At 60.7% G+C, this 26,574-nt stretch carries 22 protein-coding genes and 1 pseudogene; 13 read left to right on the forward strand and 10 right to left on the reverse strand.

Translation table 11 applies throughout. The features are described 5' to 3' along the window. Positions 1-2: 2 nt before the first annotated feature. The 3 genes from J4E42_RS19565 to J4E42_RS19575 form a co-directional block, all read right to left on the reverse strand. Positions 3-542, reverse strand: a complete 540-nt coding sequence (locus J4E42_RS19565) for a MauE/DoxX family redox-associated membrane protein (protein WP_207285940.1) — start codon at positions 540-542, stop codon at positions 3-5. A gap of 13 nt (positions 543-555) precedes the next feature. Beyond that, a complete protein-coding gene (locus tag J4E42_RS19570; RefSeq protein WP_207285941.1) occupies positions 556-1,704 on the reverse strand; it encodes an amine dehydrogenase large subunit in 1,149 nt (382 codons plus the stop codon). 283 nt (positions 1,705-1,987) lie between these two features. Next, the gene (locus tag J4E42_RS19575; RefSeq protein WP_207285942.1) at positions 1,988-3,469 is read right to left on the reverse strand and encodes a sensor histidine kinase; all 1,482 of its coding nucleotides are present in this window, start codon (positions 3,467-3,469) and stop codon (positions 1,988-1,990) included. A 393-nt stretch (positions 3,470-3,862) separates the two neighbouring features. Between J4E42_RS19575 and J4E42_RS19580 the strand changes: the two genes are divergently transcribed. The 9 genes from J4E42_RS19580 to feaR all read left to right on the forward strand — a co-directional run bounded on the left by J4E42_RS19580 (position 3,863) and on the right by feaR (position 11,851). Further along, entirely contained in the window at positions 3,863-5,026 is a 1,164-nt protein-coding gene (locus J4E42_RS19580) for an acyl-CoA dehydrogenase family protein (RefSeq protein WP_008041125.1), read from the forward strand. Between the two features lie 25 nt (positions 5,027-5,051). After that, positions 5,052-5,423, forward strand: coding sequence for a hypothetical protein (locus J4E42_RS19585; protein ID WP_207285943.1), 372 nt, complete (start codon positions 5,052-5,054; stop codon positions 5,421-5,423). A gap of 3 nt (positions 5,424-5,426) precedes the next feature. After that, positions 5,427-5,912 (forward strand): nuclear transport factor 2 family protein, encoded by a 486-nt coding sequence (locus J4E42_RS19590; RefSeq protein WP_207285944.1) that lies wholly within the window; start codon positions 5,427-5,429, stop codon positions 5,910-5,912. Then, positions 5,909-7,057 carry an amidase gene (locus J4E42_RS19595; protein WP_207285945.1) on the forward strand — a complete coding sequence of 383 codons (1,149 nt, stop codon included), beginning with the start codon at positions 5,909-5,911 and terminating at the stop codon, positions 7,055-7,057. The genes J4E42_RS19590 and J4E42_RS19595 overlap by 4 nt, the downstream gene beginning before the upstream one ends. A gap of 20 nt (positions 7,058-7,077) precedes the next feature. Beyond that, complete coding sequence (locus tag J4E42_RS19600) at positions 7,078-8,361, forward strand: Rieske 2Fe-2S domain-containing protein (RefSeq protein WP_207285946.1); 1,284 nt, start codon at positions 7,078-7,080, stop codon at positions 8,359-8,361. Continuing rightward, the gene (locus J4E42_RS19605) at positions 8,358-8,858 is read left to right on the forward strand and encodes an aromatic-ring-hydroxylating dioxygenase subunit beta (protein WP_207285947.1); all 501 of its coding nucleotides are present in this window, start codon (positions 8,358-8,360) and stop codon (positions 8,856-8,858) included. Before J4E42_RS19600 ends, J4E42_RS19605 begins: the two co-directional genes overlap by 4 nt. 10 nt (positions 8,859-8,868) lie before the next feature. Further along, a complete protein-coding gene (locus J4E42_RS19610; protein ID WP_192229059.1) occupies positions 8,869-9,609 on the forward strand; it encodes an SDR family NAD(P)-dependent oxidoreductase in 741 nt (246 codons plus the stop codon). A gap of 222 nt (positions 9,610-9,831) precedes the next feature. Continuing rightward, a complete protein-coding gene (locus J4E42_RS19615) occupies positions 9,832-10,779 on the forward strand; it encodes a PDR/VanB family oxidoreductase (RefSeq protein ID WP_207285948.1) in 948 nt (315 codons plus the stop codon). A gap of 151 nt (positions 10,780-10,930) precedes the next feature. Continuing rightward, the gene (feaR, locus tag J4E42_RS19620) at positions 10,931-11,851 is read left to right on the forward strand and encodes a transcriptional regulator FeaR (RefSeq protein ID WP_192229061.1); all 921 of its coding nucleotides are present in this window, start codon (positions 10,931-10,933) and stop codon (positions 11,849-11,851) included. Between the two features lie 728 nt (positions 11,852-12,579). Here feaR and J4E42_RS19625 read toward each other — a convergent pair. Continuing rightward, on the reverse strand, positions 12,580-13,209 hold the full coding sequence (locus J4E42_RS19625; RefSeq protein WP_008033885.1) for a response regulator transcription factor: 630 nt from the start codon (positions 13,207-13,209) through the stop codon (positions 12,580-12,582). A gap of 261 nt (positions 13,210-13,470) precedes the next feature. Between J4E42_RS19625 and hpaC the strand changes: the two genes are divergently transcribed. After that, positions 13,471-13,983: a 4-hydroxyphenylacetate 3-monooxygenase, reductase component gene (gene hpaC / locus J4E42_RS19630; RefSeq protein ID WP_008033884.1), complete on the forward strand. Its 513-nt coding sequence runs from the start codon at positions 13,471-13,473 to the stop codon at positions 13,981-13,983. 109 nt (positions 13,984-14,092) lie between these two features. Here hpaC and J4E42_RS19635 read toward each other — a convergent pair whose 3' ends face one another. Continuing rightward, on the reverse strand, positions 14,093-15,037 hold the full coding sequence (locus J4E42_RS19635; RefSeq protein ID WP_207285949.1) for a hypothetical protein: 945 nt from the start codon (positions 15,035-15,037) through the stop codon (positions 14,093-14,095). Positions 15,038-15,493: 456 nt separating this feature from the next. Here J4E42_RS19635 and J4E42_RS19640 point away from each other — a divergent pair, with 456 nt between their 5' ends. Beyond that, entirely contained in the window at positions 15,494-16,642 is a 1,149-nt protein-coding gene (locus J4E42_RS19640; RefSeq protein WP_207285950.1) for a hypothetical protein, read from the forward strand. Positions 16,643-16,815: 173 nt separating this feature from the next. Here the strand turns inward: J4E42_RS19640 and J4E42_RS29745 are convergent, their stop codons facing one another. From J4E42_RS29745 to J4E42_RS19650, 3 genes and pseudogenes are all read right to left on the reverse strand, one after another. Then, entirely contained in the window at positions 16,816-17,646 is an 831-nt protein-coding gene (locus tag J4E42_RS29745; RefSeq protein ID WP_404943252.1) for a methyl-accepting chemotaxis protein, read from the reverse strand. A gap of 27 nt (positions 17,647-17,673) precedes the next feature. Further along, positions 17,674-18,942, reverse strand: a pseudogene (locus J4E42_RS29750) (HAMP domain-containing protein); the annotation flags it as partial. 154 nt (positions 18,943-19,096) lie between these two features. Next, complete coding sequence (locus tag J4E42_RS19650) at positions 19,097-20,419, reverse strand: hypothetical protein (protein ID WP_207285952.1); 1,323 nt, start codon at positions 20,417-20,419, stop codon at positions 19,097-19,099. A gap of 276 nt (positions 20,420-20,695) precedes the next feature. On the opposite strand from J4E42_RS19650, the gene J4E42_RS19655 reads away from it, so the two are divergent. Both J4E42_RS19655 and J4E42_RS19660 read left to right on the forward strand, forming a co-directional pair. Further along, complete coding sequence (locus J4E42_RS19655; protein ID WP_008033873.1) at positions 20,696-21,085, forward strand: c-type cytochrome; 390 nt, start codon at positions 20,696-20,698, stop codon at positions 21,083-21,085. Between the two features lie 47 nt (positions 21,086-21,132). Further along, the gene (locus J4E42_RS19660; RefSeq protein WP_207285953.1) at positions 21,133-22,623 is read left to right on the forward strand and encodes an aldehyde dehydrogenase family protein; all 1,491 of its coding nucleotides are present in this window, start codon (positions 21,133-21,135) and stop codon (positions 22,621-22,623) included. Position 22,624: 1 nt separating this feature from the next. Here J4E42_RS19660 and J4E42_RS19665 read toward each other — a convergent pair whose 3' ends face one another. Together J4E42_RS19665 and J4E42_RS19670 are read right to left on the reverse strand one after the other, a co-directional pair. After that, positions 22,625-25,012 carry a DUF3772 domain-containing protein gene (locus J4E42_RS19665; protein WP_008043081.1) on the reverse strand — a complete coding sequence of 796 codons (2,388 nt, stop codon included), beginning with the start codon at positions 25,010-25,012 and terminating at the stop codon, positions 22,625-22,627. A gap of 114 nt (positions 25,013-25,126) precedes the next feature. Further along, positions 25,127-26,311: an acetyl-CoA C-acyltransferase family protein gene (locus tag J4E42_RS19670; RefSeq protein ID WP_008033866.1), complete on the reverse strand. Its 1,185-nt coding sequence runs from the start codon at positions 26,309-26,311 to the stop codon at positions 25,127-25,129. Between the last annotated feature and the right edge of the window lie 263 nt (positions 26,312-26,574).

A 26,574-nucleotide genomic window follows, 5' to 3' on the forward strand; every position in this document is an offset into this window, starting at 1 on the left:
GATCACCTACCAATCAGTTTGAGCAGAAGAGGGGAGTTCGCCAGCAAGCCATCGGCTGCGGCGTAAATCAGCAGCGCGACAGCGCTGGCGGCGACAGTCACGAAGCCGTCGAAAAAACCCAGTTCACGAACCACCGGCGAGACACTGGCCAGCAACGCCAGCGCCACCAGCGCGCTGTTGCGCAGCAGCAGAACCGGGCGCAGTGGTTGGGCCTGGTCCGGGCCGGCACAACCGCAATCGATATCGCGACGGCCGCGCCACAGGTTGATGCCAATGGCCGCTGCATACAGTGCGATCAGGCTGGCGGCGCCCAACGCTGCCCAGGCACGGCTGACCGGTACCAGCAGCGCAAAGGCGATGGCCAGTTCAACCACCGGAATCACTCGTGCGACGGGGCGTACGGCCACGTCGGGCAGCAGTTGGTAGTCCGCCAGTTGCCGGGTAAAACGTGCCGGTGCGCGCACCTTGTGGGTCGCGGCACTGGCCAGCAACACCGCGATGGCGAGGGCGCTGGCAATGATGAAGATCGGATCTAAGTGCATGGCCGAACCTCGGTTAGTAGCTCATGACCTGAGTCGCGGTTTTCGCGACCTTCGCCATGCTGCCGGTGAGCGTGTTGGTCTTCAGGTCGAAGATCTGCAAACCGCCTGCAACGTCGGCGCCCAGCAGCAGCGGCTTGTCGTCGCCGGTGGCCTGCATGCTCCACACCGGAACCGGTGCCTCCAGCGTGGCGACCTTCTTGTGGGTTTTCAGATCAAACGCCCAGATCAGCGGGCTTGGGTCTTCCCACTTCATCGGTTCGTGCGCGTCGTGCATCAGCACGTACAAGCGGTTCAGCTTCGGCGCGACGGCCATCAGCTGCCAGCCGCCCGGTGCCCAGCCGGCCTTCTTTTCCTCGTCGCTGGTCAGCGACCAGGACGGCAGGATTTTCGGTGCGTCGGCCGAGAAATCCACCGGGCGCACGGTGCCCGTGGTGGTGGTGAAGTAATAGGTGTCGCCGACGTTCACCGCGCGCTCCACCAGCTTCTCCGCGTTCGGGTCGAAGAACGGCGTGCGGCTGCGTGCGGTTTCCTGGCCCTGATCGTTCAGCGTGATCACTTGCAAACTGCCGTCGCCGCACAGCGAGGCGAAGCGGCGATTGCCGATCGGGTAGTTGAGCACGCAACCGGGAATCGCCAGTTCGGCGGTGACGGCTTTGGCCTGGGTGTCGACCACGGTCACCGAGGTCGACGGGGTGAAGTTGTAGACGTAGACGAAGCGGTCATCACCGCTGGTCTTCAAGCCGTAGCGTTGGGTCAGCGACTCGGCGCGCTTGTTCGGAATCAGCACTTCCCAGGCCGGCGACAGGGTCGAGCTGTCCCACGCGGTCAGCACGTCGGTGCGGGTGCCACGGGTGCCGCGCGAATACCAGATGTCGGCGCTGTAGAGGGTTTTCTGATCGTGGCTGAGCGTCGAGGGCGCAGCAAAACCAGTCGGCACCATGCCGAGCACGCGCTTTTTATCGGGGTCGACCACGGTGACACGGCCCGCCACGAAACTTTCGAATTCGACGTCGACGATAAAGGCCCGATGAACTTCCGGCGGAAATGCCAGAACAGTCTGGCCGATCGTGTCAGCGGGCAGATCCGCGCTGGCATTGTTCAAACCCAGTACCAGCAGGCTGAGACTCAGCGCTGACTGTACGGTGATCCTGGTGGCTCGCATTAGGGGGAACTCCCTGAATTATTGTTCGTGCAAATCGCAAGTGCATTGGCAGATTTTTGCAGTTCGATTCTGCCTCGCTGGCAGAAGGGGGGAATTGCTGTGGCTGCCAAGCGTTTGTGTGTCTGTGCCAGTCTCGAAAAACCGGCTGCACACACCGCAATTGCAAGCCAAAACCACTGACCTGTAGGAGCCAGGCTTGCCGGCGAAGGCGTCCTTGAGTACGCCTTCGCCGGCAAGTCTGGCTCCTACAGGTTCGTGGTTTGATTCAGGTTCTTCGGCGGTGTCAGGCGGGAGTTGCGAGGGGCAGGGTGAAGGTGAAAACAGCACCGCAGGGCTCAAGGTTTTGCGCCCAGATATCGCCGCGATGGCGGCCGATGATGTTTTTGCACAGTGCCAGGCCAATGCCGTTGCCGCTGACCTTGGAGGAGAAGAAACCGTCGAACAGCTTCTCTTGCGCCTCGGCCTGAATGCCGCGACCGCAGTCTTCGATGCGCACCAACGCCACGTCGTTTTCGCGGCTGGCGTGAATGCGCAGCACCCGTCGTTCAACAGGCAGATCGCTCATTTCTTCAATCGCGTTGAACGCCAGATTAAGAATGACCTGACCGATCAGCACCTTCTCGCAGCTCACCCAAAGCGGCGCGGGACTGGCGACAATCTCGACGCGGACCAGGCTCGGATCGGCGCGCAGGCTGATGAAATAGCGGGTTTCGCGCAGCAGTTCGTTGAGGTCGATCAGCTCTTCGGCCTGCTCCAGTTTGACCACGTAATCGCGCACGCTTTTGATGATCAGCGACGCATGTTCGATTTGCCGCACGGCGTTTTGCAAACCCCAGGCGACGCCCTGGTCCGTGGTGGACTCCTTGCCCAGGCGAATCACCGCGCCTTCGATGAAGTTGCGGGTGGCGGCCAGCGGTTGGCTTAGCTCATGAGCAATGGCCACGGCCATTTCACCCATGGCGTTGTAGCGCGCCAGGTATTCGAGTTTCTGCTCGCTGACCCGCCGAGCTTCTTCGGCGCGCACTTGTTCGGTGACGTCGCGAAACAGCAGCAGGTGGCCGACCAGGTCATCTTCGATCTCGATAAAACGACACGTCGCCTCATGCCAGCGCCATTCACCGTCGCGGCGTTGCAGGTGGTAGTGCACGCGGAATGGCGCATGTTCCGGGGTCTCGCTGGCCAGCTGTTGCAGCAGCCGGCGGCGCGAATCGTCGTCGCACCATGACAGGAAGTTTTCGCCGATCAGCGTGTGTTCTTCGCTGTTGAGCAGGTGCGCGCCGGAGTCGCTGATAAAGCGGATATCACCTTCAGGGCCGAGCACCGCGACACCTTCGGCGAGGTCCTGCATGAATGCCTTGAGCCGGCTTTCGAAACGCTTGAGGTCGCGCTTGACCTTGTCCTCCCTGGAGATGTCGCGGAACTGCACCATCAGCACATCGCGACCTTCCAGATGCACCAGCGTAGCGACGGCCTCGGAGAGGATTTCCACGCCTTGCTTGGAGCGATAACACCACTCGATGGCGCGCTGGCCCGTGCGCGCTGCGCCTTCCAGCCAGCGCAGGCCGACCGAGCGCCGGTACTTGGGCGCGTCGCGGGTCATGTCCGGGGCTTTCAGCGGCGTCAGTTCTTCCAGGGTAAAACCCAGCGCGTCGAGGGCGGCGGTGTTGGCCCAGAGGATCTCCTTGCTCTGCGCATCGTGAAGAATGATGCACAGCGGCATGGCTTCGATGAGGGTGAAAAAGTCGTGCGGTTTTGGCAGGTACATCGCGCAGTCCTGAGGAACCGGTGAAGGGAAAGTATGGCTTTTTATACCCGCTTGCGCGTGGGGATGCGCTCAGAGGTAACCGGGGGCGGGCTAGGGGATTCCTTTAGTGAAGAGGCTGCACGCACCAATAGTGGCGACCCGACGCGGTTTTTACACTGGGCCTCAATGCAAGGGCAACGACCTCACAGCCAACAATCTTCCCTGTGAACGCGAACCCTTGTAGGAGCCGGCTTGCCGGCGATGACGTCTTCAAGAGCGCCGCCAGATTCAAGGGCCTCATCGCTGACAAGCCAGCTCCTACAGGGAATCGCGTCGGTCGTTACCCATGCCACATAACGCTCGCCACGCCTCCCGGCAGGCTGCGGCTAATAACAATTAAACGGAGAGAAGCCCATGCTGCGTTCAGCTGTCGCGGAGAAAGACCCTCTGCCAGGCGTCGACGGCAACACCGTCCACCGTCAGGCCTTTGAGCAGGTGCTGGCGGAAGTGCGCCAGCGTCGCGATGAATTCGACGCCGGTTCCCACGTGCCACGGGACATGATCGAGCGCTTCAAGCACGTGGGCATCTACCGCGCCGCCACGCCGAAATGCTTCGGCGGTGACGCCCTGGCGCCGGCGCTGTTCCTGCAAATGATCGAGCGTATTTCCGAAGCCGATGGCTCTGCGGGCTGGGTCGCCAGTTTCGGCAGCGCCGGCGTCTACCTCGCCGCATTGCCGCCGGAAACCCTCGCCGACATCTACGCCCAAAGCCCGGACCTGGTGTTCGCCGGAGGCCTGTTCCCGCTGCAACCCGCTGAAGCTGTCGAGGGCGGCTGGCAGGTCAACGGCACCTGGAAATTCGCCAGCGGCTGCAAGGGCGCCGACTTGCTCGGCGTGGGGATCGGCGCGGCGGGTGGCAAGCCGCGCACCGCGGTGTTCCGTGCGGATCAGGTCGAGATCATCGAAAACTGGGATGTGGTCGGGCTCAAAGGCACCGGCAGTCACGACCTGCGCGTCAGCGACAAACACGTCGACGAACGCTGGACCTTCATCCGTGGCGGTGCCGCGACCATCGACGAGCCGCTGTTCCGCTACCCGTCGATTGCCTACGCCGCGCAAGTGCTGGCCGTGGTCAACCTTGGCCTGGCCCGTGCCGCCCTCGACGAAGTCAGTCGCATGGCCGCCGGCAGCGGCATCACCGGCGCACCGAAAATGGCCGACCGCGCCTACGTGCGCATCGAGATCGCCAAGGCCGAAGCCCGACTGGCCGCCGCCCGTGGCTTCTTCTACAACGCCACCGAGCAAGTGTGGAATTCGATCCTCGCGGGCAACCCGGTCACCGCCGAGCAAACCAGCCTGTTGCGCTTGTCCGCGATTCACGTGTCCCAGGCGGGCGCCGCCGTGGTGCAGAGCGCGTACAGCCTCGCAGGCACCACCGCGATTTACCTGCGCCATCCGCTGCAGCGCTACCTGCGCGATTCGATGGTGGTCACCCAGCACGCGTTCCTCAGCGAAGGCCTGTACGACGGCGCCGGCTCGGTGTTCCTCGGCGTGCCGCCGTTCCCTGGCTACATCTGAACCCACTCTTCAAGGATCAATATTCATGTCCCAGACCACCCAAGAACCGCTGCGCGTCGTCTTCTGCATCGGCATCACCCAGAACTTTTTCGACCTGCCCACCGGCGAAGGCCTGAGCGTGTGGAAAGGCTTCAGCCAGATGATGGGCTCGCTCGGCGCCATGCCCGGCATCACCGTACTCGGCGCGATGGACGATGACCGGCTGATGGTCGGCCCGTCCAACACCTCGCCGTGGACCGTCTACATCATGGCCGACGTCGACTGCCACCAATCGGTGATCGATGCCTGCAACCTGTTCCGCACCACGCCGGTAAACGAGTACAGCCTGTGGCGTTACGCCAAGGTCGAAGCGCGCATCGGTCGTCCACTGACCATCCCCGATGCCGCCAGGGTGTAAGCCATGAACGAGGCCTTGTTGCAGCGTCTGGCGACGCTCGAAGGGGAGAGCCAGGTGCGCCGCTTGATGGCGCGCTACATGGACCTGTGCGACGTGCCGAGGGCGATCACCCACGTCAGCGAGCTGGCGCAATTGTTCTGCATCGACGCCGTGTGGGAAGGCGTCGGCAGCGTCACCGCACAGACCTTCGGCCAGCACTGCGGGCGTGAGGCGATTGCGGCGTTTGTCGGCGGCTACTTGCCGCCCTCGGAGCACTTTCACCTGAACCTGCATTACCTCACCAGCGAGTCGATCCTGGTCGACGGCAGCAGCGCGCAGGGGCAGTGGATCATGCAGCAGGTGTCCACCTACGCCGATGGGCGCAGCGAGTTGTTCGGCACGCGCTTGAACATCGATTTTCGCTGTGTCGAGGGTGTCTGGCTGATCGCGCATTTCCGCACGCAACGCTTGTTCAATTCGGACCTCTTCACCTCGGAGTCGGGCGCATGAGCACGTTTATCAGCGAATTTTTACTCGGTGGCGACGGCAAGCGGGTCGCGATCAAGGACTCGATCGACATCGCCGGGCATCCGACGCGCTCGGGCAGTCGTGCCTTCGCCGATGCTGAACCGGCGCTGCGCAACGCCGACGTGGTGGACGCGATCCTCGACGCAGGCTGGCAAATCGTTGGCAAAACCAATATGCATGAGTTGGCGTTTGGCGTGACCGGGATCAACGACTGGACCGGCACGCCGATCAACCCGCAAGCGCCGGACCGCGTGCCGGGCGGCTCTTCCAGCGGTTCGGCCGCAGCGGTCGCCGCCGGTCTGGCGGACATCGCCATCGGCACTGACACCGGCGGTTCGGTTCGTGTACCGGCGGCGTGCTGCGGCATTGCCGGGTTGAAACCGACTTATGGGCGAGTCAGTCGGGTCGGTGCGCATCCAGCGGCGTCCAGCCTCGATTGTGTCGGGCCGTTTGCCGCCGATATGGCGGATCTGATCGCGGCGATGCAAGTGATTTGCCCAGGCTTCCAGGTGCAGGGTTTGCCCTCTGGCAACGCGTCGGTGGGTTTTCTTGAAGTCGACTGTGACCCGCATCTTCAAGCAAGCCTCGGCGCCGCCGCCGACCGTGCAGGCTGGCGTCGTAGCCAGCTGCACCTGAGCGATTTTGAAGCCGCGTTCGCCGCCGGCCTCACCGTGATCAATTTTGAAAACTGGGCCGCGTTCGGCCACATCACCGGCAAAGGCCTGATCGGCGCGGACGTTGAGCAACGCCTGCTGGCCGCGAGTCGCACGAGTGCGGCGGACCTGGCGCAAGCGGAGAAAGTCCGCGCGCGCTTCAGCCAGCAAGTGGACGCCGCGCTGGAAGAATTCGCGGTGCTGCTGTTGCCGACGATGCCCAGCCTGCCGCCGACGCTGATCGAAGCCCGCAGCGCCAGCAAAGCGGTGGCCGGCATGACCCCACTGGTGCGGCCGTTCAACCTCAGCGGCCATCCGGCGCTGACGGTGCCGGTGGAACTGGAGGGCAGCGGATTGAAAGTCGGCCTGCAGATTGTCGGTCGTAAAGGTCAGGACGAGCTGGTCTGCGCCTTCGGTGCGCAGTTGCAACAGAGCATGGCCGGCGAACGGTCGACCCCTAACAAGAAATCATAAAAAGCCATGAGGAGAACCGCATGAGCACTCATGAATACCGGCTGATCGCATCATCGAAAAGCCCGGACGAACTGGTCAGCCACGACCGCGTAGACGTCTCGCTGTATAACGACCCGGCCCTGTTCGAAGCCGAGCTGGAAAAGATTTTCTACCGCACCTGGGTGTGGGTTGCCCACGAAAGCGAAGTGCGCAACAGCGGCGACTTCAAGACTGCGACCATCGGCCGTCGCCCGGTGATTGTGGTGCGCGACAAGAAGGGCAACATCAACGTCCTGGAAAACCGCTGCCGGCACCGTGGCGCCACGGTGTGTGAAAAACACAAAGGCAACGCCACCGGTTTCACTTGCCCGTATCACAGCTGGTCGTACGGTCTGGACGGCAAGCTCCGTGCGCTGCCGTATCCGGACGGCTACGAAGGCATTCTGGAAAAGTCCGAACTGCCGCTGACCAGCCTGCGCGTGGAAAGCTACGCCGGCATGGTGTTCGCCAGCTACAACGACGAGATCGAACCGCTGGAAGATTTCCTCGGCGGCGCCAAACACTGGATGGACCTGTTCATGAAGCAGGGCGCCGGTTTCCCGATCAAGACCCAGGGCGAACACAAGTTCAGCTTCAAGGGCAACTGGAAGATCCAGCTGGAAAACACCACCGACGGTTATCACTTCCCGATCGTGCACAAGTCGTTCATGTCCTCGGTGGATGAAGAAACCTCGGAAATGCTCTCGTTCATGACTGACGAACAAGCGGTCACCCATTCGCTGGGCAACGGCCACAGCGTGATGGTGATGGTGCCGGAGCATGTCGATCTGGATCACGACGACGGCACCGAACAGTTGCAGGAGCGCTTCGCTCACGTCACTGAAGAGCTGTCGAAAACCATGGAGCCTGCGCAAGTCCGTCGCATCGTGCGCTCGCTGCACGGCGCCGGTTTCAACCTGAACCTGTTCCCTAACGTCGCGATGTCGATGTCGTTCTTCCGCGTGCTGCGCCCGGTGTCTGTGACCGAAACCGAGATCCGCCACGTTGCCCTCGGCATGGACGGCGGCCCGGAAATCGCCAACCGCGAACGCATGCGCATTCACGAGCACTTCCAGGGGCCGTTCGGTTTCGGCAGCCCGGACGATGCCGAGGCCTGGGACCGTGTGCAGCGCGGATCCTACGCCGGCGTCGATGCGCCAATCCTGGTCAACCGCGGCCTCAATCGCGAAATCACTGCCGAGAACGGCGACAAGGTCAGCCACGCCACCGACGAAGGCGGCATGCGCGGTGCCTATGACATGTGGAAAAGGATGATGAGCCAATGAGCAATCACGACACCTTGAACGGTTTTTCCGGCCCGTTGGCCCAGGCCATCGAATTCATCTGGCGCGAAGCCGAATTGCTCGACCACAAGAACTACGCCGAATGGGCGACCCTGTGGAGCGACAGCGGCAAGTACATCGTGCCGATCGACCCGGACACCGAGGACTTCGAAGCGAACCTCAACTACGCCTACGACGATGCGCGCATGCGTGACCTGCGCATCGAACGCCTGACCGCCGGCTATTCACCGTCGGCGGTGGACGCGGCGAAAACCATCCGCACGATCTCGCGTTTCCGTCTGGTGGAAGCCGCCGGCGACATCGTCGAAGTCAACTCGGCGCAGTTGCTGTACGCCTACAAGCGCGGCGTGCACACGCCGTTTGTGGCCGACCTGAACCACCGGATCCGTTTCACTGATGGCGTGCCGACCCTGGAGCGCAAAGTGGTGCGGCTGATCAACTCCACCGACAGCCTGAGCGCGCTCGGCTTCCTTCTGTGAGGGCAACATCATGAGTCGAGTAGCCCTTGTAACAGGTGCCTCGCGCGGACTGGGCGAGTGCATCGCCCGCCGTCTGCACGGGGCGGGTTATCGCGTCGCCCTGGCGGACGTGCGTCTCGAGGGCGTGCGGCGACTGGCTGCCGAGCTGGATGCCAGCGGTGCCAGTGCTGTCGCCATTGAGCTGGATGTGCGCAGCAAGGCCGACTTCCAGCATGCCCGCGACGTGCTGGTCGAGCATTGGGGCGGCTGCGACATCCTGGTGAACAACGCCGGCGTGTCGAAAGTCGCCGCGTTGATGGACATCACCCCGGAGGAGTTCGACGAGTCGATGGCGATCAACCTGCGCGGCACTTTTGTCGCGTGCCAGGTGTTCGGTGCGCACTTTGCCGAGCGTGGTTTTGGCCGCATCGTCAACATCGCCTCGCTCGCCGGGCAAAACGGCGGCACCGCCACCGGCGCGCATTACGCTGCGGCCAAGGGCGGCGTGGCGACGCTGACCAAAGTCTTCGCCCGTGAACTGGCCCCGCAAGGCGTGACGGTCAACAGCATTTCGCCGGGGCCGCTGGACTTGCCGGTGGTGCGCGAAACCGTGGCCCCGGAGCGTCTGGAACAGATCCTGAAAATGATCCCGGCCGGCACCCTCGGTGATCCCGGCTACATCGCCGACAGCGTGTTGCTGCTGATCGCCGATCACGCCGCCTCCGTAACCGGCGCGTGCTGGGACATCAACGGCGGCCTGTTCATGCGCTAAACAAGGCCTCACACACAACCCTGTAGGAGCCGGCTTGCCGGCGATGGCGTCCACGTTGGCGATGCAAATCTCAAGACCGGAACAATCCCTTGTAGGAGCCGGCTTGCCGGCGATGGCGTCCACGTTGGCGATGCAAATCTCAAGACCGCCATCGCTGGCAAGCCAGCTCCTACAGGGGGCCTAACAAACGTCCCAAAAATCAACCGTATTTCAGGTGATGCAATGATGAAGGTGAAGATCGAAAGGATCGTCGACGAAGCGCTGGATATCCGTTCCTTTCGCCTCGTGCGCAGTGACGGCCAGCCGCTCGACGCCTATGAACCGGGTGCCCACGTCGACCTGACCGGGCCGACCGGGGTGACCCGTCAATATTCGCTGTGCAGCCCGCCGCAGGACCGCCGCGCGTATCTGGTAGCGGTAAAAAAAGAAGCACAGTCCCGTGGCGGTTCAGCGGCGCTGCACGAGGTGGAAGAGGGCATGGAGCTGGAAATGGGTGCGCCGCGCAACCTGTTCCGCCTCGACCCGACGGCCACCGAGCATGTGCTGTGCGCGGCTGGTATCGGCGTCACGCCGCTGCTGAGCATGGCTTATCGGCTGAGCGAAAACGGCCAGCCGTGGCGCCTGCATTATTTCGCCCGTTCGCCGCAATACGCAGCGTTCGCCGAGCTGTTGGCGAGCACGTTCGCCGGGCATGTGCAGTTCCACTACGGCATCGAGCCGGGTGACATGGATGCCACGTTGAGTGAATGCCTTGACCACGCTGGCAGTGCCGCACACGTGTACACCTGCGGCCCGGCGCCTTTCATGAACAAAGTGGTGGAAGTGGCGGCGCGTAGCCGTTGCGACGATGCGATCCACCTTGAACACTTCCAGGCCGATCCCGCAGCAAATGCCGGTCCGAGTGGCGGTTTTGAAGTGGAGCTGGCCAGTTCCGGCGTGGTGCTTCAGGTGCCGGCCAACGCGAGTCTGGTCGATGTGTTGCAGGCTCACGGTTGTGACATCGACACTGAATGCCGCGAAGGCATCTGCGGCACCTGCATCGTCGAGGTGCTGGACGGTGTGCCGGAGCACCGCGACAACTGTTTGTCGAACAAGGAAAAGGCGTCCAACAAACAGATTTGCGCCTGCGTTTCCCGCGCCGTTTCCGCCCGTCTGGTATTGGACATCTAACGCAGGGGAAGGCTGGCAAGCCAGCGCCGGAGCCTGTTGAATAGGGCCCGGCGGCCGTCGAAGGAGGAGACAGCCAAGGTCAGTAACATTTGCCGAACCGCTCGACGAAGCGGTCGAAAAATAACAATAAAATGCGTGAGGCTTTGCAGTGATGATGACTTCTTCGGCGGTTCGCAACGAGGCGTTCGAAAGCTGGCTGAGCCAGGTCAACCAGGCCTGCGGGCGTTTCGATGCCCGGGCCCTGGATACGGATTTCTACGGTGAGCTGGCGGAATATCGCAGCGGCGCGATCAACCTCAGTGTCGTCGACATGGCGCACGTGCACTTGTACCGCACCAGCAAGGACGTCAGTGTCAGCAGCGACGGCCACTATTACGCGGTGTTCCAGATGCGTGGCAGTTCCCGGCTGGAGCAGGGCGACAACCGCGCTCAACTGGGCACGGGCGACATCGCCCTGATCGACGCCTGCCGCCCGAGTGACATGACCTACAACGAGGATTCCCGACAGTTGTCGCTGATCCTGCCGCGTCAGGTGGTCGAGCGTGGTTCGCATTTCAATGCGGTCAACTGCGCCACACGAATCGCGGCCAGTACACCTCTGGCGGCGATGGCCAACCGCTTGGTGCTGGATACCCGGCAGCAGGAAGGCCTGGACATGCAGGAAAGCGAAGCGGTACTGGATGCGTTGGTCAGCCTGTTGTTGCCCGGGATCAGTGCCCGCGACAGCGGCGCAGATGCCCACGAGCGGCAGTTTCGCAAGATCATCGCCTACATCGACGAACACATCAGCGCCGAAGACCTGTGCCCCGAACTGATTGCCCGTGAGGTAGGGATTTCGGTGCGCGGGTTGTACCGGATGTTCTCCAAGCGCGGCCTGGTGGTGGCGCAATACATCAAGCACCGACGCCTGGATTTCTGCGCGGAAAACCTGCGCCGCTCACCTGACGAGCAGAAGCTCTCGGCGCTGTGTTACGCCTGGGGTTTTTCCGATTCCAGCTACTTCTCATCGGCGTTCAAATCCCGCTTCGGCGTCTCGCCGGGCGCTTATCGCAAGCGCTACAGCCACAACTGACCTCTCCTGCAGGAGCCGGCTTGCCGGCGATCGCGGGGCATCAGACGCCATCAATGTTGAATGTGCCGGCCTCATCGCCGGCAAGCCGGCTCCTACAGTAGATCTTCGCCGTGCACATACCTCGTGTTCGCTGCAGATCCCTGTAGGAGCCGGCTTGCCGGCGATGGCGGAGTGACAGGCGCCATTGATGTTGAATGTGCCGACCCCATCGCCAGCAAGCCGGCTCCTACAGTAGATCATCGCCGTGCACATACCTTGAGTTCGCTGCAGACCCCTGTAGGAGCCGGCTTGCTGGCGATGGCGGTGCATCAGACGCCATCAATGTTGCATGTGCCGGCCTCATCGCCAGCAAGCCGGCTCCTACAGTAGATCATCGCCGTGCACATACCTCGTGTTCGCTGCAGACCCCTGTAGGCGCCGGCTTGCCGGCGATGGCGGAGTGTCAGGCGCCATTGATGTTGAATGTGCCGGCCTCATCGCCGGCAAGCCGGCTCCTACAGTAGGTCTTCGGCGTGCACATACCTTGTGTTCGCTGCGGATCCCTGTAGGAGCCGGCTTGCTGGCGATGGCGGAGTATCAGGCACCATTGATGTTGAATGTGCCGACCTCATCGCCAGCAAGCCGGCTCCTACAGTAGATCTTCGCCGTGCACATACCTTGAGTTCGCTGCAGACCCCTGTAGGAGCCGGCTTGCCGGCGATGGCGGTCTCATGACCGCCGCAGATCCCTCAATGCCGAGACGGCTCATCCACCGGTAAATGCAGCACTTCGCGCACCAGCATGGCAATGCTGGTCACGCCCATCTTTTCCTTGATCTTGGTCCGGTGCACATCAACGGTTTTCACGCTGATGTTCAGCTCCCGGGCGATGACCTTGCTGGCCTTGCCATCGATCACCAGCATCAACACCTCCCGTTCACGGCTGGTCAGCAGGGCGAGTTTGCCTTGCAGGTGCTGGCGTTGCTGCTGATCGGCCTGGGCATGCACGGCGGTCTTCAGCGCCGCTTGTATGCGGTCGATCATCTGCTGCGGGTTGTAGGGTTTCTCGACGAAATCCAGCGCACCGTTCTTCATCGCGGTCACAGACATCGGAATGTCGCCATGGGCGGACACGAAGATCGTCGGCAGGGTGCTGCCACGCTGGTTGAGGATTTCCTGCAGCTGAAAGCCGCTGGTTTCCGGCATGCGCACGTCCAGCACCAGGCACGCCGGTTGCTTGGGGTCGTACTGGCTCAGGAACTCTTCAGCGCCGGCAAAGCATTGCGCCTGGACGCTGACCGACTCCAGCAACCAGGCCAGCGAGGTGCGCAGGTCTTTGTCGTCATCAACGATATAAACAATCGGTTTGCGGGTTTCCATCAGGGGTTGCCACGAGATTTTCTAATTATTGTTTTCGCACGCGTGCACGCTGCGGCGGACGTCGACACCTATGTTGGCGCCTTTTAGCAGAATACCCACTGCGACGGGCCCTGACGATAAAGAAACCACCTAGTCGACTAGCGGAAAGCCTACCTCGGCATGGGGATCGTAAGAATGGTTGCGCGCCACGTCGGGCTTTAGTCTTGTTCCATCACCCACGGGCCGCGAACGCGCGGTCATCCTGAAGGAAGGGGCACCGACATGGCCAACCTGAGCCAGCAGCAAATCGACTTTCGCAACGCCATGGCGCAACTGCCGGCGGCGGTGAACATCATCACCACCAACGGCCCCGGCGGACGCTGCGGCATCACCGCCAGCGCCGTGTGCTCGGTGACGGATTCGCCACCGACCGTGCTGGTGTGCGTCAACCGCAACAGCGCCACCCACGATGTGTTCCGCACCAACGGCCGGCTATGCGTCAATGTGCTGTGCGGCGAACAGGAAGAACTGGCCCGGCACTTCGCCGGCATGACCCAAGTGCCGATGGCCGAGCGGTTTGCCTGGGACTTGTGGGACGGCGGCGACACGGGCGTGCCGGTCCTGCGTGATGCACTGGTGCAGCTGGAAGGGCGGATCAGCGAGTGCAAGGAAGTCGGGTCGCATTCGGTGATGTTTGTGGAATTGTCGAAAGTGGGTGTGCGTGGGGAGGGCGATAGCCTGGTGTATTTCAACCGGTTGTTTCATCGGATTGAGCATGCTGTGGCGGCTTGCTGAAACACCGCCTTATCGTTCATCGCGGGCAAGCCCGCGATAGCGGTATGTCTTGTAAAAGATACGTTGAAAGAATGTATTAAATTAGGTGTTTTGATGATTTTTGTACCATTTATAGTTGCTGGGGAAATCGCTGGTTTATTGGGGTTACGGTCACTGCCGGGCTAAGAAAGTCAATGTGGTAGCCGGAAGATCCATCACCAATGGCTAAATGAACCCCGCTGATGCCTTCATTCATTTGTGAGTTGATTTTGTAATCTATGTTTTGAGCTATAGCCTCGTTTACGCCGATGGCGAACTCAGTCAGCTTGAGCCCCCGAGGGCCGGCCGCTAGATCCAAAAGCTTTATGTGATCCTCGTTTTTTATTTTTAGAGACGTCACGGTGTTGTCTTCAATTGATAAGAATGTATCTTCCTCCGAAATACGATCACTCAACCATTTGAGTGAGGTTTTCAAACCCTCAGGGAGTGTCGAGTTAGGCTTTCTCAGTACGGTCAGTATTCCTGCGACTTTTAACGTGCCGCTAAATGAAAATGGACATGGCTCTTGCGGGTTCATGTGAGCGTAATGGACTTCAAAGAACTCTGCCACGGACTGAACAAAATTGTGTGATACGTCTTCGGCGAGTAGTGCATAGGGTTGGGCGTGCGGGAAAACTGTGACGCGTGCATCGGCGTCGTTGCCAGTCAGAAAAAAAGATTCATTTGAATTCAGCATGTTTAACACAGACCGTTGTGTACATAATGCATTTTCAAAATTGCTGCTCAGTAAAAGCTTCAGACTATAGAGCGCGCTGGCTACAGTTGGCTCGAACACTTGAGTCGCGCAGAAAACGCTCTTCTTGTTTTTCGTGTTTTTTGCCAGTTCAAAAGTCATTTTTGCGGCATCGTTACTAAACGAAAAGACAATACTGTTTTTTGGCAGGTTTGCCAGGTCTGAAATATTGGCCGTATTGAACCCTAAATGCTTGCATTCTCTGAGGAAGTCTTCTGAGTCTGCAATAATTGATGGTTTTTCGTGGCCGAAAAGTGTCGATATCATATTCGGTAGTGACATAAAACCCTCCTTGTTTTCCAATGCGCGGTAATAATGATTGCCGCGCATTGGTATCAGTTACTCTTCAGTATGAGCCCACGCCAACGGTGCCCATCCAAAGTTATCCGGTCCCGAAGTGATCCGGTTTAGGTTTTCCTTAACGATCTCGGTATTTTTCATTTGATCTTCCTTTTTCATTTTTGGATTTTTTCTCCCGAAATTGCTTGGGAAAGAATTAATTAATACAGATTTTTTTGATGTATTAAATGGTTTGTTGGGTGTTTTTTAGAATAGTTTTGATGGTTTTTGTTCTTGGATGCTGCAGGCAGTTATTTATGTAGGATAGATCTGTAGTCTTGTTCTGAAAATTTTATGTTTTCCATATTTTGGTTGCGGCTGATGATCTTGTGTCGTTAGGTTTATTTATGGGTTTTATTTTTTTGCTCAATGTTCAAGTGCCGATTGAGGGTTTATATAGTGCATGCGTCAAAGAAATATCTGACAGACTTGTCAGTCCATCAGGCTCTATTATTGGTGGACCTGACCGAAACAAACAATCCAGACCACGCCGTCCGATTACTGCTGAAAGAGATCCTTCAGGGACTTACCGAAAAAGGCTGGCCTCAAGCACAGTTACTAACAGGGCCGCGCATTGTGTCCGCTGAAGAAAATTACGGTTTGTTGGGTTATGACCCGGAAGAAGTCACGCTTGGCAGTGAACACACCCGGTGGGTCGACGAGTATTCGCTGCTGCGAACGCAAACCACCAGCCAGATTCCGGCAGCACTTCTGCGTGCTGCTGATGCACGGCAAGCTGGCGAGACAATATTGCTGGCCGCACCAGGTATCACTTTTCGCCGCGATAGTCGGGATCGTTGGCACTGCGCAGAACCTCATCAAATGGATATCTGGGTGTTGGGTGATCCGCAGCTTTCGACGCATGAGCATTTGTTGCGCCTGGTCAGCGATATCCTGAAGTCTGCCGTTCCTGAAAAGCCATGGGTCTATAGCGACAGTCCACACCACTACACTGAGGGTGGAATCGAAGTGAATGTGTTAAATGAAGGCGCTCCCGTCGAGGTGTTGGAGTGCGGTCGCATTGCGAAGTCTTTGCTAGAGCGCTTGAAGATAGATCCGCTGCGCCATGGAGGGCTGGCGCTCGGAATGGGGCTGGATCGACTGACCATGCTACGCAAGGGCATCCCGGATATTCGCTTGCTGCGTGATCCGAACGTACGAGTGCAGGCGCAGATGCATGATTTGCATCCATGGAGTCCTGTATCACGGTTACCTTCGATTGCTCGGGATATCTCGTTGGCCGTGGCGCCAGGGCTGAGCGAGGAGATTTTGACTGAAAGGATGTTGCAGGCGGCCGGTGATTGCTCTGATTGGATCGAGGAGATGCAGATCAAGGGACGTTGGGCGTTCTCGGATTTACCCGTGCAGGCAATTGAGCGCTTGGGGCTGCTGCCGGGTCAGGAAAATGTGCTTCTGCGTGTGGTACTGTGTGATTGTTCGCGTTCAATCACAACCGCCGAGGCAAATGCCTTGTATGGAAACATCCAGGCAGCGTTGCATGAAGGAGTGCCGGGTGCGGGGTACAAGATGGATCTTGCAAAGAATTGAAGCCACCATTGTCGGGCTGTCCAGGCCATTACTGAGGAACCGCGTTATCGTTCATCGCGGGCAAGCCTCGCTCCTACAGGTGACCGGGGTGCCCGGACGGACGCGGTCACTGTAGGAGCAGCCGGGCGGCGTTCCGTTTGCTCGCGATAGCGGCAGATCAGGCGACACCGCCTTTAAATGCGAAAACTCCCGACCAACTGATTCAGCCGCCCAGCCTCGCGATCCAGCTCGGTACATGCCTGCAACGTCGATTGCAGGTTCTCCACTCCTTGCTGGTTCAGCGTGTTGATTTCGGTGATGTCCACGTTCAACGCCTCGACCACCGAGGTTTGCTCTTCAGTGGCTGCGGCGACCGATTGGTTGACGTTGTCGATCTCGCCAATGCGTTGCGTCACGCTGCCCAGTCGCGTGCCGGCGAGGTTGGCGATGCTGACGCTTTCCTCGCTGTGCTGCTGACTCTCGGTCATGGTCGTCACCGACTCACGGGCACCGATTTGCAGTGCTTCAATCATCTGCTGAATCTCCGCTGCCGAGGTCTGTGTGCGCCCGGCCAGGCTGCGCACTTCGTCGGCGACCACGGCAAAGCCGCGGCCCGCTTCACCCGCCCGTGCCGCTTCGATGGCGGCGTTGAGGGCGAGGAGGTTGGTCTGCTGGGAGATGCCTTTGATCACTTCGAGGATTTGCCCGATGTTCACGGTTTTGCTGTTCAGCGCTTCGATGTTGACGCACGACGCGCTGATTTTGCCGGACAGTTCGTTCATCACCTCAATCGTGCGCTCGACCACCTGACGCCCGTCTTCGGCCTGTTGGCGCGCGGCAGAGGCTTGCTGCGAGGCATCGGAGGCATTGTTCGCAATTTCCTGGGCTGCGGCGCCCAGTTCGTTGATCGCGGCGGCGACGCTGTTGGTGCGGGTCGATTGTTCATCGAAATTGCTCAGCGATGCGTTGGACGCCAGCAGCACACGCTTGGCGCCTTCGTTGACGCCGAGCGCCGCCGAAGACACCTCGCGAATGGAATGGTGGATACGTTCGACAAAGCGGTTGAACGCCGTCGCCAGTTGGCCTATTTCATCCCGTGATTGCACGGCCAGGCGCCGGGTCAGATCGCCTTCGCCCAGGGAAATATCCTCCATGACCCGCGTCAGCAGTTGCAGCGGCCGGGTGATGCGATACGCCGCGTACCAGATCAACACCAGGCCGAGCAGCGCCGAGCCTCCGCCCAGCAACAGCTCAAGCGCGGTGCTTCGCACGGCTTGCGCATCGAGTTCCTGTTGCAGCGTGGTGACCGGGGCGAGCAGCACGTTCTGCGGCACACCGACCAGCACGCCCCACTGCGCCGCACCGGCAATCGGTGCCAGCGGCTCAAGCACTTTGATCTGCTGTTGATCGACGAACACTTTCGGCTGGCCCTGACGCAAGGTGTCCATCACCTCGGCATTGTCCAGCGGTTGCCCGAGGCGACTGACGTCCTGGCTGTTGGCGGAAATCACCCCGCGCGGGCTGACGATGCTGATCTGCCCGTTGCCGTCGAACAGTTGAAGCGCGCTGGCTTCGCTGTTCTGTTGCAGGGCGGCGAGGTTGATGTCGAGGCCGACCACGGCGATGACCTTGTCATGGTCCAGCAGCGGGAACGCGATGCTGGTCACCAGTTTGCGGCTGCCGGAGGCCTCGTCGAAATATGGCTCCAGAACGCAGGCTTTGCGGGTGTCACGGGCACAGGTGTAGAAGGCGTTGTAGGGCGCGCCGCTGGGGCCGGGCGAGGTGTTGGCGAGCAGCGCTTCGTCGCCGATCACCGCTTGCAGTTCGCCGGGTTTGCTTTGCACCCAATACAGCGAAAAGCGCCCGGTTTCGTTGCTGCCCATGGCCGCCTGATCGACGAAACCAGCGTCGGTGCCGTCCAGGGCATCGGGTTCGAAAATGACATAAAGCCCGAGCAGGTCGGGCTTGTCGATCAGGGCCTGGTGTAGCTGGGTGCTCAGCTCCTGGCGCAGTTGTGGACGGGTAAGGTTGCCCTGATGTTGCAACTGCCTCAGGTAGAGCAGATAGCGCGACAACCCTTGGCCATATTCGTGCGTCTGCATGAAGGTGCGTTGCACCTGCATCGCTTGCACTTTGCCCAGCGCCTGCATGTGTTCCTTGGCGGCGTTGGCGAGCATTTCGCTGCTGGCCTCGGCCACTTGCTGGCTGCTCCGATGGGTTTGATACAGCGACAACCCCATCAGCAAACCCACCACCAACAGCAGGCAGAGGCCGGCGAGCAGGGCGATCTTGCTCTGAATCGTCAGGAATTTTTTGTGCATTGGAAAGGCCTTTTTCCTTGAGGCATAACACGGTCCCCTGTAGGAGCGAGCCCGCTCGCGAAAGATGTCTGGACGACGCGTTCATTCAGGCAACACGCGTCATCGTTGACGTCCATCGCGAGCGGGCTCGCTCCCACAGGGATTGCGTAGGGGCTTAGAACGTGGTGGCGAAAATCACCTGGCTGTAGAGGTTCTTGTCGTTGCTGCCCAGCTGCGTGCCACCTTCGTCGGCGCTTTTGTCCGGCTGATAGAGGCCGATCAGCGGCATCACCGTCAGGTGTTCGTTGACGTGCCATTCGGCATACAGATCGACTTCGTGGCCATCGGTATTGCCGAGGTTGCGGTCGATGGTGTCGAAGTTGAAATACATCGCACCGACCGTCAGGTTCTCCAGCGGCGAGACGGTGAACTTGACTTGCTGGATACGCGAGTTGGTGTTGAACGGGCCGGCGTAGTTACCGGCGACCTCACCCTGGAACCAGGTGCCGAAGCCACGGCTGAAGCCATAGAACAGCGTGTCATAACCTTCCGAGAAACGGCTGTAGCGGTAGCTGGCATTTGGCGTCCAGGCCACGTCGGCGAAAGTCCAGCCGGCTTCCAGGTACCAGGCGTCTTCGGTGCTGGTGTGGGGTTTGTCCTGCTTGGCGTATTCGCCGGAGAGGAACAGGTTTTGCACCCCGGCATTGCCGGCTGCGCGCAGGCTGTAGGTTTTCATGCCGTCGCGTTCAAGCTGCGAAGGGGAGGCGAATTCTTCGTCGACATCGGTGGTGTCGATGTAGGTCAAACCGACCGTGCCTGCTTCGGCGACGTGCTCAAGCGTGCCGACGTACATTTCGGTTTTCGCTTGTGCGCGGTTATCGGACTTCAACCACATCAGGTCGCCACGCCAGCCTTCCTTGCCGCCCAGGCGCAGCACGGCGGTTTCGTCGAAGGCTTTGCGCGCCGCCAGCCAGTACGCGCCTCCGCGGTTGAACTCACCGTCGGCCAGACCTTTGCCCAGGTTGAGCGCGTCGCCATTAATCAGGAAACCATCACCGACCACGATGTTCTGGCGACCGAAGGACAGGTCGACGCCGTCCTCGCCAAGCACGTCGAACAGCTTGCCCGAACGCCAGCCGAGGTAGGCGTCTTCGAATTTGGTGGTGCGTTCCGAACCGTCGCTGAAGCCTGCGGCATCGCCGTCGCCCCAGGTGCCGGAGCTGAGCAGGTTCGCCGCGCCATACGCGGTGCCGACACCGGCCAGGCCCTTGTCGAAGCTCAGGCCATATTTGATGTAGCCCTCGCGCCACGACGAAGAACCCGGGTCGAGGCGACCGGACAGCGCGTAGTTTTCCTGGCTGTGGAAGATGCCGAAGACCGCTTCCAGCGTGGCGTTCAGGTGACTGTCGTCATCGGCGTAGAGTTCGTACGCGCCGGCATGGCCGGCGCTGATCATCAGGGCAAGTGTAGAGAGACGCAGCAAGGGGGACTTGAGCATGTGTGGCATCCGTTCTTGTTCTTGAGCGCAGGTTTGCGGTCTTTTTCGATACTAAGGCGCGGAACTTTTCCGGCCTTTTGTGTGGTTGCCAAAGAGTTGGCTGTGCTTGCCAAAATGCCCGGTTTGGCAGCCTCGCCAATACGACTGGCACGCAGGGCAAAACCTGCGCATCACTGACCATCGACAATCCCTCTCAACCCTGTCGATGCACCGCTGCGTCGGCGCTCCCGTGTTGCCGCTCAATGGATGAGCGCGGATTTTCAAGGTCGTTTTCCTATGTTCACCTCGCTGCGATTGCCCCTCATCGGTCTGCTCTCACTCACCCTCGCGCACACCGCGTTGGCCGCTGACTGCGCGCCCGACCAAGGGCATGGGGCTCAGGTCTTCGCCAATGAATGCGCGGTCTGCCATTCGGTGACCAAGGGCATGACGGGAATGATGGGGCCGAACCTGGCGGGTGTGGTCGGGCGCAAATCCGGCTCGCTGGAAGGCTTCAACTATTCCCAGGCCATGCGCAGCAAAGACATCAACTGGCAGGCCGAGAACATCGCGCAACTCATCACCCAACCCCAGGCCTTCGTGCCGGGGACCTACATGCCCTACATGGGCCTGGCTTCGGCCGACGATCGCCAGGCGGTCGTGTGTTTCCTCAAAGAACAACAGTAATCAGCCCGTTATCCGGCTGAACAACATGTCTGAACCAAAGGTGATTTATGAGCAACGTTGAAATCCTGCCGCAGGTTGCTGCATTTCTTGACCGCCGCCACGGCTGCTTTATCGATGGCCAATGGGTGTTCGCCGAAGGGCCGCGCATTGCCGTGGTCAACCCGGCCACCGGACAAACCCTGTGCGAAACCCTCGACGCGCCGCTGGACGTGGTCGAGCAAGCCGTGCAGTCGTCGCATAAAGCCTTCAAGTCCGGCGTGTGGTCGGGCCTGCGCCCGGCGGACCGCGAACGTATCCTGCTGAACTTCACTGCGCTGGTAGAAGCGCATGCCGAAGAGCTGGCGCAGCTGGAAACCCTGAGCCAGGGCAAGTCGATCAACATGGCGCGCGCACTGGACCTGAACGCCACCGTGGAGTTCATGCGCTACATGTCCGGCTGGGCGACCAAGATCGAAGGGCAGACCTTTGACGTGTCGATTCCGCTTCCGCCAGGGGCGAAATTCACCGCGTTCACCAAGCGTGAGCCGGTGGGCGTGGTGGTCGGGATCGTGCCGTGGAACTTCCCGCTGCTGATCGCGGCGTGGAAGCTGATGCCGGCGCTGGCCACCGGCTGCACGGTGATCATCAAACCGGCGATGGAAACGCCGCTGACCGCCATGCGCCTGGCTGAACTGGCGCTGGAAGCGGGGATTCCAGCGGGCGTGTTCAACGTCGTCACCGGTGGCGGCGCCAATGTCGGCGGTGTGCTGACGGCGCATCCACTGGTGAGCAAAGTGTCCTTCACCGGTTCCACGGCGGTGGGCAAAAGCGTCGGTGTGGCGTGCATGGAAAACATGACGCGGTTCTCGCTGGAGCTGGGTGGCAAAAACCCGATGATCGTGTTGGCCGATGCCGACATCGAAAAAGCCGTTCAGGGCGCAATCCTCGGCGGTCTGCTGAACAACGGCCAGGTGTGTGCGGCAGCTTCGCGCTTCTACGTGCATCGCTCGATCCACGATCAATTCGTTGAAGCACTCGCCGCCGCCGTTTCGGCGATGCCCATCGGCGCAGGCATGAACGGCGAAGCGGCGATCAACCCGCTGGTCTCGCGCAAGCAGCAGCAAAGCGTGCTCAAGCACATCGAGCTGGCGCGTCGCGAAGGCGCACGGGTGGTGTCCGGGGGCGAGTTGGTGGAAGGCGAGGGCTTCTATGTGCAGCCGACCATTCTGGCCGACATCGATCACAGCATGGCGGTGGCCCGCGAAGAGGTGTTCGGCCCAGTGCTGGGGGTGATGCCGTTTGACGATGAAGACGCTGTGATCGCCCTGGCCAACGACAACCGCTACGGCCTGGCCGCGAGCCTGTGGACCAATGACCTCGGCAAAGCGATGAACCTGGTGCCGCGCATCGAGGCCGGCACCGTTTGGGTCAATGCCCACGTGCTGCTCGACCCGGCCATGCCGTTTGGTGGCGTCAAGCAGTCCGGCATGGGCCGCGAGTTCGGGCGTGCGGTGATCGAGGCCTACACCGAGCTGAAATCAGTGTGCATCGCCCACTGATTCACACCGTGGGTGCCGGCTTCGCCAGCTCGATACCGGCGTCACTCAGGCGCTTGAGGATTTCAAACAGCAGGTCGCTCTTGGTCACGCCGACGATTCTCGGGCTGCCGACGTAGCCGGTGACCGTCAGCGTGATGCCCTCGGGGGTCAGTTTGCTGAAGCGCACCATCGGCGCCGGTTTGTCGAGAATGGTCTCGTGCTCGCGGTAGGTGTTGTAGAGCAGGTCTTTCACCTGTTCGGGGTCGATGTCCAGGGGGAAGGTCAGTTCAAGTGACGCCACCCCTTGGGCGCTGCCACCCAGGGTTACGTTGCGCAGGTTTTGCGAGATCAGCTGCGAATTGGGCACGATGACGATCGAGCGGTCACTGAGCTGGATTTCGGTGGCCCGCACGTTGATCCGGCGGATGTCGCCCTCGACCCCGCTGATGCTGATCAGGTCGCCGACTTTCACCGGGCGCTCGGTCAGCAGGATCAGGCCTGAGACGAAATTCTTGACGATCTCCTGCAAGCCAAAACCAATCCCCACCGACAACGCGCTGACGATCCAGGCCAGGTTGGTCCACTGCACGCCCAACGATGACAGCGTCAGCAGAATGACCAACGCATAGCCGATGTTGGCAAACAGCGTGGTCAGCGAAGCGCGCATGCCAGGGTCCATCTCGGTTTTCGGCAGGAGCTCCTTGTCCAGCCAGCGGCCCAGCGTGCGAATCAGGTAGATGCCGATCAGCAAGGCCAGTGCGGCATTGAGCAAGTGCCCGGGGATGATGTTCAGTTTGCGCAGCCCGGCGCCGCCGAGAATGGAAAAGACGTTGGTGAGCAGTTGCCCGAGCGTCGTGCCGACCCCGCCGACGAACAGGGTGACCAGCGCCAGCAGCAAGAGTCCGGCCCGCCCGACCCCTGAAAGAACGATCGAGATCTGCTCCAGGCGCCGGTCTTCAATGCCGAGCAACTGCTTGAGCGCCTTGCCGCTGGGGCTTTTGATTGAAAAAAAGTATTCGCAGGCATCTTTGAAGCACTGCATCAGCAAATAGAAACCGGAGAGGATGAGAAAGCCCCAGACCAGTTCATAGGTGACGAACCTGGCCAGGGACACGTAACCGGTCAGGAGGGAAACCAGGCAGATCACCATCGCAAGACTGGCGAGGGTGTAAAGCACGCCCGCGAACGTCCTGCCGGCTTCATAGGCTTCGCCAGACGCCACGACGGCTCTGCGGACTTTGCCGGTGCGCCACAATAAATCCACCAGAACGCACGTAACAACCAGTGCGACGACCCCTCGACCGGCGATCACGATGCCGCTGCTCATGCCGGTTGCGTTGGTAATCTGGATCATTGTCACCAGAACCAGCAGCACGCCCGCCAGAACCCGCGGATAAGGCTTGAGTGACAGCGCCACCTGATCGGCAAGCGCTGGCAGCCGCCACGACGGGTGTTTCGTGGACAACAGGGCGCGGCTCAACGCGGTGATCAGCACGCAGGTGTAGGCGACTTTTTCGAATTCCTGGGAAAACGTCGACAGTGTCGGCGTCAGCGGAGCCTGGCGTGTGAAGACATAAAACAGCAGTTGCAGGGACAGGCCGACCGTCAGCACCGTGGCCAATACGGAAGCCAGCGCCAGGGAACTGCGGCGCAGGCGTCCTTCTGGCATCCGGTGAATGCAAAGCCACGTCAGCCCTCGTTCCGCGAGACGGCGGCCCAGCGTCCAGATAAGCAGGGCCAGCAGCAAGAGTACGCTGGTGTAGAGGCGTTGGCCCGGTTGCCAGGCCAGTTTGACGACCTCACTTGCCTGACCGAGGAACGATGCGAAGCGCTGTCGATCGTCCATCGAAGGGCTCAGGATCGGTGACCAGAATTCGGGGTTCAGGACGCTTCGGGTGCTCAGGGTCAGTTCGCTTTCCAGCATGTTGCGACGGATGCCGGCAATCTGGGTGATGAGGTCGGTGGCACTCGTTTTCAGGGTGGCCAGGGTTTTCAGGGTGGCGTCGACTTTGTTTTTTTGCTCGGTGAGCGCGACCCTTTGCGCGGTGATATCGGGCTGCTCGGCCGCGGCGTCATCGCGCGGGACAGGCCCCAGCACACCCAGTTGCGCGCGCAGTTGAGTCTGCAGGGGAAGCAGCGAGGTCGAGAGGCGATCGACATCCAGCATGAACATCTGGACGAGGTCCTGCGGGGCCTCCAGCTGGCTGTAGTTATCAACCAGCGAGATCTGTTGTTTGAGGGCGTCCAGCCGAAGTTGCAACGCCTGGAGGTCGCTTGGGGAAACGCTGGGGGGCGCGGCAACCGCCCTGGGCATTGAAATGTCCGCAGGGTCTGCCGCCAACAGCATTCCGGGGCCCGCCCCGAAAAGCGTGAAAGCGACGAAAATCATGGCTTTCAGTGCATGACGCATAGGAGTGCCTGACTCTGTTGTTAGTCATTCAGCCTATGAGGTTAGGTCATCAGTCAAACCTTCGAGCAATAGTTTGTTCGGCTGCCCCCGTTGAACGGGGGCAGGGTGGACGAATCAGACGCGTTCGAACAGCACGGCGATGCCCTGGCCGCCGCCGATGCACATGGTCGCCAGTGCATAACGGCCCTGGACGCGGTGCAGTTCGTGAATGGCCTTGGTCGCGATGATCGCGCCGGTGGCACCCACCGGATGGCCCAGCGAGATGCCCGAACCGTTAGGGTTGACCTTCTCCGGGTCGAAGCCCAGTTCCTGCGCCACGGCACAGGCTTGCGCGGCGAAGGCCTCGTTCGACTCGATGACATCCAGGTCGGCGACGGTCAGGCCGGCACGCTTGAGCACCAGACGAGTGGCGGGAATCGGGCCGAGCCCCATCAGTTCCGGCTCGACACCGGCGTGGGCATAGCCGACCAGTCGTGCCATTGGTTTGAGGCCTTGTGCGCGCACCATTTCACCGGTGGCCATGATCAACGCACCGGCGCCGTCATTCAGGCCCGAGGCGTTGCCGGCGGTGACGCTACCGTCCTTTTTGAAGGCCGGTTTCATCTTGGCCAGTTGCTCGGCATTGACCTCGGCACGCACGTGTTCGTCGGTCGCAAAGGTCACGGTGCCTTTGCGCGATGCCACTTCGATTGGCACGATCTGACTGTTGAAGCGGCCTTCGGCGATTGCCCGCGCGGCGCGCTGCTGGCTGAGCATGGCCAGTTCATCCTGGGCCTGACGCGTGATGCCGTAGCGCTCGGCGATGTTTTCCGCGGTGATGCCCATGTGGAAACCGGCAAACGGGTCTTGCAGCACGCCGAGCATGTAGTCGATGGCCTGCATGTCGCCCATGCGTGCGCCCCAACGCGCTTGCGGCAACAGATACGCGCCACGGCTCATGGATTCGACGCCACCGGCCAGCGCCGCGCCCGCATCACCGAGCATCAGGCTTTGCGCAGCACTGACGATTGCCTGCAAACCGGAACCGCAGAGGCGGTTGACGTTGAAGGCGGGTGTCTCTTTCGGCAGGCCGGCATTCATCGCCACTGCCCGGGAGATGTAGGCGTCGCGGGCTTCGGTCGGGATCACATGGCCCATCACCGCATGGCCGATGTGTTCAGGTGCCAGCCCCGAGCGCTCGATGGCGGCGCGGCAGACGTCGGTGGCCAGTTGAATCGGTGGCACGTCCTTGAGCGAGCCGCCGAAGCTGCCGATGGCGGAACGGACGGCGCTGATAACGAAAATGTCGGATGGGTTCATGTGGGTTTCCCTGGTTCGGTCTTGTGCGCGTTTGGCGCTGTTATTGGGGGCAAGAGTCTAGGGGCGGTGGTTTGGTTGGGATAGGTCGAAAGTGCTCAAGGGGGGTGGTGTTTTTTGCCATTTGCGGTGGGTGGGGGTATATCCGTTTCTTCGGTCACGGCGGCTATTGGTTTCGCCCTTACGGCGAGTCACTTTCGAAAAGCGCGAAAGTAACCAAAGCGCTTTTGCCCCTTTCGTTCGGTGCCTCGCCTAGGCTCGGCATG

Source organism: Pseudomonas sp. FW300-N2A2 (assembly GCF_017351735.1).
Lineage (GTDB): Bacteria > Pseudomonadota > Gammaproteobacteria > Pseudomonadales > Pseudomonadaceae > Aquipseudomonas > Aquipseudomonas migulae.

Bases quoted from the DNA above. Each gene is read 5' to 3' on its own strand.
- hpaC (WP_008033884.1), top strand. From the start codon at position 13,471: ATGGCCAACCTGAGCCAGCAGCAAATCGACTTTCGCAACGCCATGGCG.
- J4E42_RS19665 (WP_008043081.1), bottom strand. From the start codon at position 25,012: ATGCGTCATGCACTGAAAGCCATGATTTTCGTCGCTTTCACGCTTTTC.
- J4E42_RS19610 (WP_192229059.1), top strand. From the start codon at position 8,869: ATGAGTCGAGTAGCCCTTGTAACAGGTGCCTCGCGCGGACTGGGCGAG.
- J4E42_RS19625 (WP_008033885.1), bottom strand. From the start codon at position 13,209: ATGGAAACCCGCAAACCGATTGTTTATATCGTTGATGACGACAAAGAC.
- J4E42_RS19600 (WP_207285946.1), top strand. From the start codon at position 7,078: ATGAGCACTCATGAATACCGGCTGATCGCATCATCGAAAAGCCCGGAC.
- J4E42_RS19660 (WP_207285953.1), top strand. From the start codon at position 21,133: ATGAGCAACGTTGAAATCCTGCCGCAGGTTGCTGCATTTCTTGACCGC.
- J4E42_RS19565 (WP_207285940.1), bottom strand. From the start codon at position 542: ATGCACTTAGATCCGATCTTCATCATTGCCAGCGCCCTCGCCATCGCG.
- J4E42_RS19585 (WP_207285943.1), top strand. From the start codon at position 5,052: ATGTCCCAGACCACCCAAGAACCGCTGCGCGTCGTCTTCTGCATCGGC.
- J4E42_RS19575 (WP_207285942.1), bottom strand. From the start codon at position 3,469: ATGTACCTGCCAAAACCGCACGACTTTTTCACCCTCATCGAAGCCATG.
- J4E42_RS19605 (WP_207285947.1), top strand. From the start codon at position 8,358: ATGAGCAATCACGACACCTTGAACGGTTTTTCCGGCCCGTTGGCCCAG.
- J4E42_RS19650 (WP_207285952.1), bottom strand. From the start codon at position 20,419: ATGCTCAAGTCCCCCTTGCTGCGTCTCTCTACACTTGCCCTGATGATC.
- J4E42_RS19590 (WP_207285944.1), top strand. From the start codon at position 5,427: ATGAACGAGGCCTTGTTGCAGCGTCTGGCGACGCTCGAAGGGGAGAGC.
- J4E42_RS19570 (WP_207285941.1), bottom strand. From the start codon at position 1,704: ATGCGAGCCACCAGGATCACCGTACAGTCAGCGCTGAGTCTCAGCCTG.
- J4E42_RS19580 (WP_008041125.1), top strand. From the start codon at position 3,863: ATGCTGCGTTCAGCTGTCGCGGAGAAAGACCCTCTGCCAGGCGTCGAC.
- feaR (WP_192229061.1), top strand. From the start codon at position 10,931: ATGATGACTTCTTCGGCGGTTCGCAACGAGGCGTTCGAAAGCTGGCTG.
- J4E42_RS19655 (WP_008033873.1), top strand. From the start codon at position 20,696: ATGTTCACCTCGCTGCGATTGCCCCTCATCGGTCTGCTCTCACTCACC.
- J4E42_RS19595 (WP_207285945.1), top strand. From the start codon at position 5,909: ATGAGCACGTTTATCAGCGAATTTTTACTCGGTGGCGACGGCAAGCGG.
- J4E42_RS19635 (WP_207285949.1), bottom strand. From the start codon at position 15,037: ATGTCACTACCGAATATGATATCGACACTTTTCGGCCACGAAAAACCA.
- J4E42_RS19615 (WP_207285948.1), top strand. From the start codon at position 9,832: ATGATGAAGGTGAAGATCGAAAGGATCGTCGACGAAGCGCTGGATATC.
- J4E42_RS19670 (WP_008033866.1), bottom strand. From the start codon at position 26,311: ATGAACCCATCCGACATTTTCGTTATCAGCGCCGTCCGTTCCGCCATC.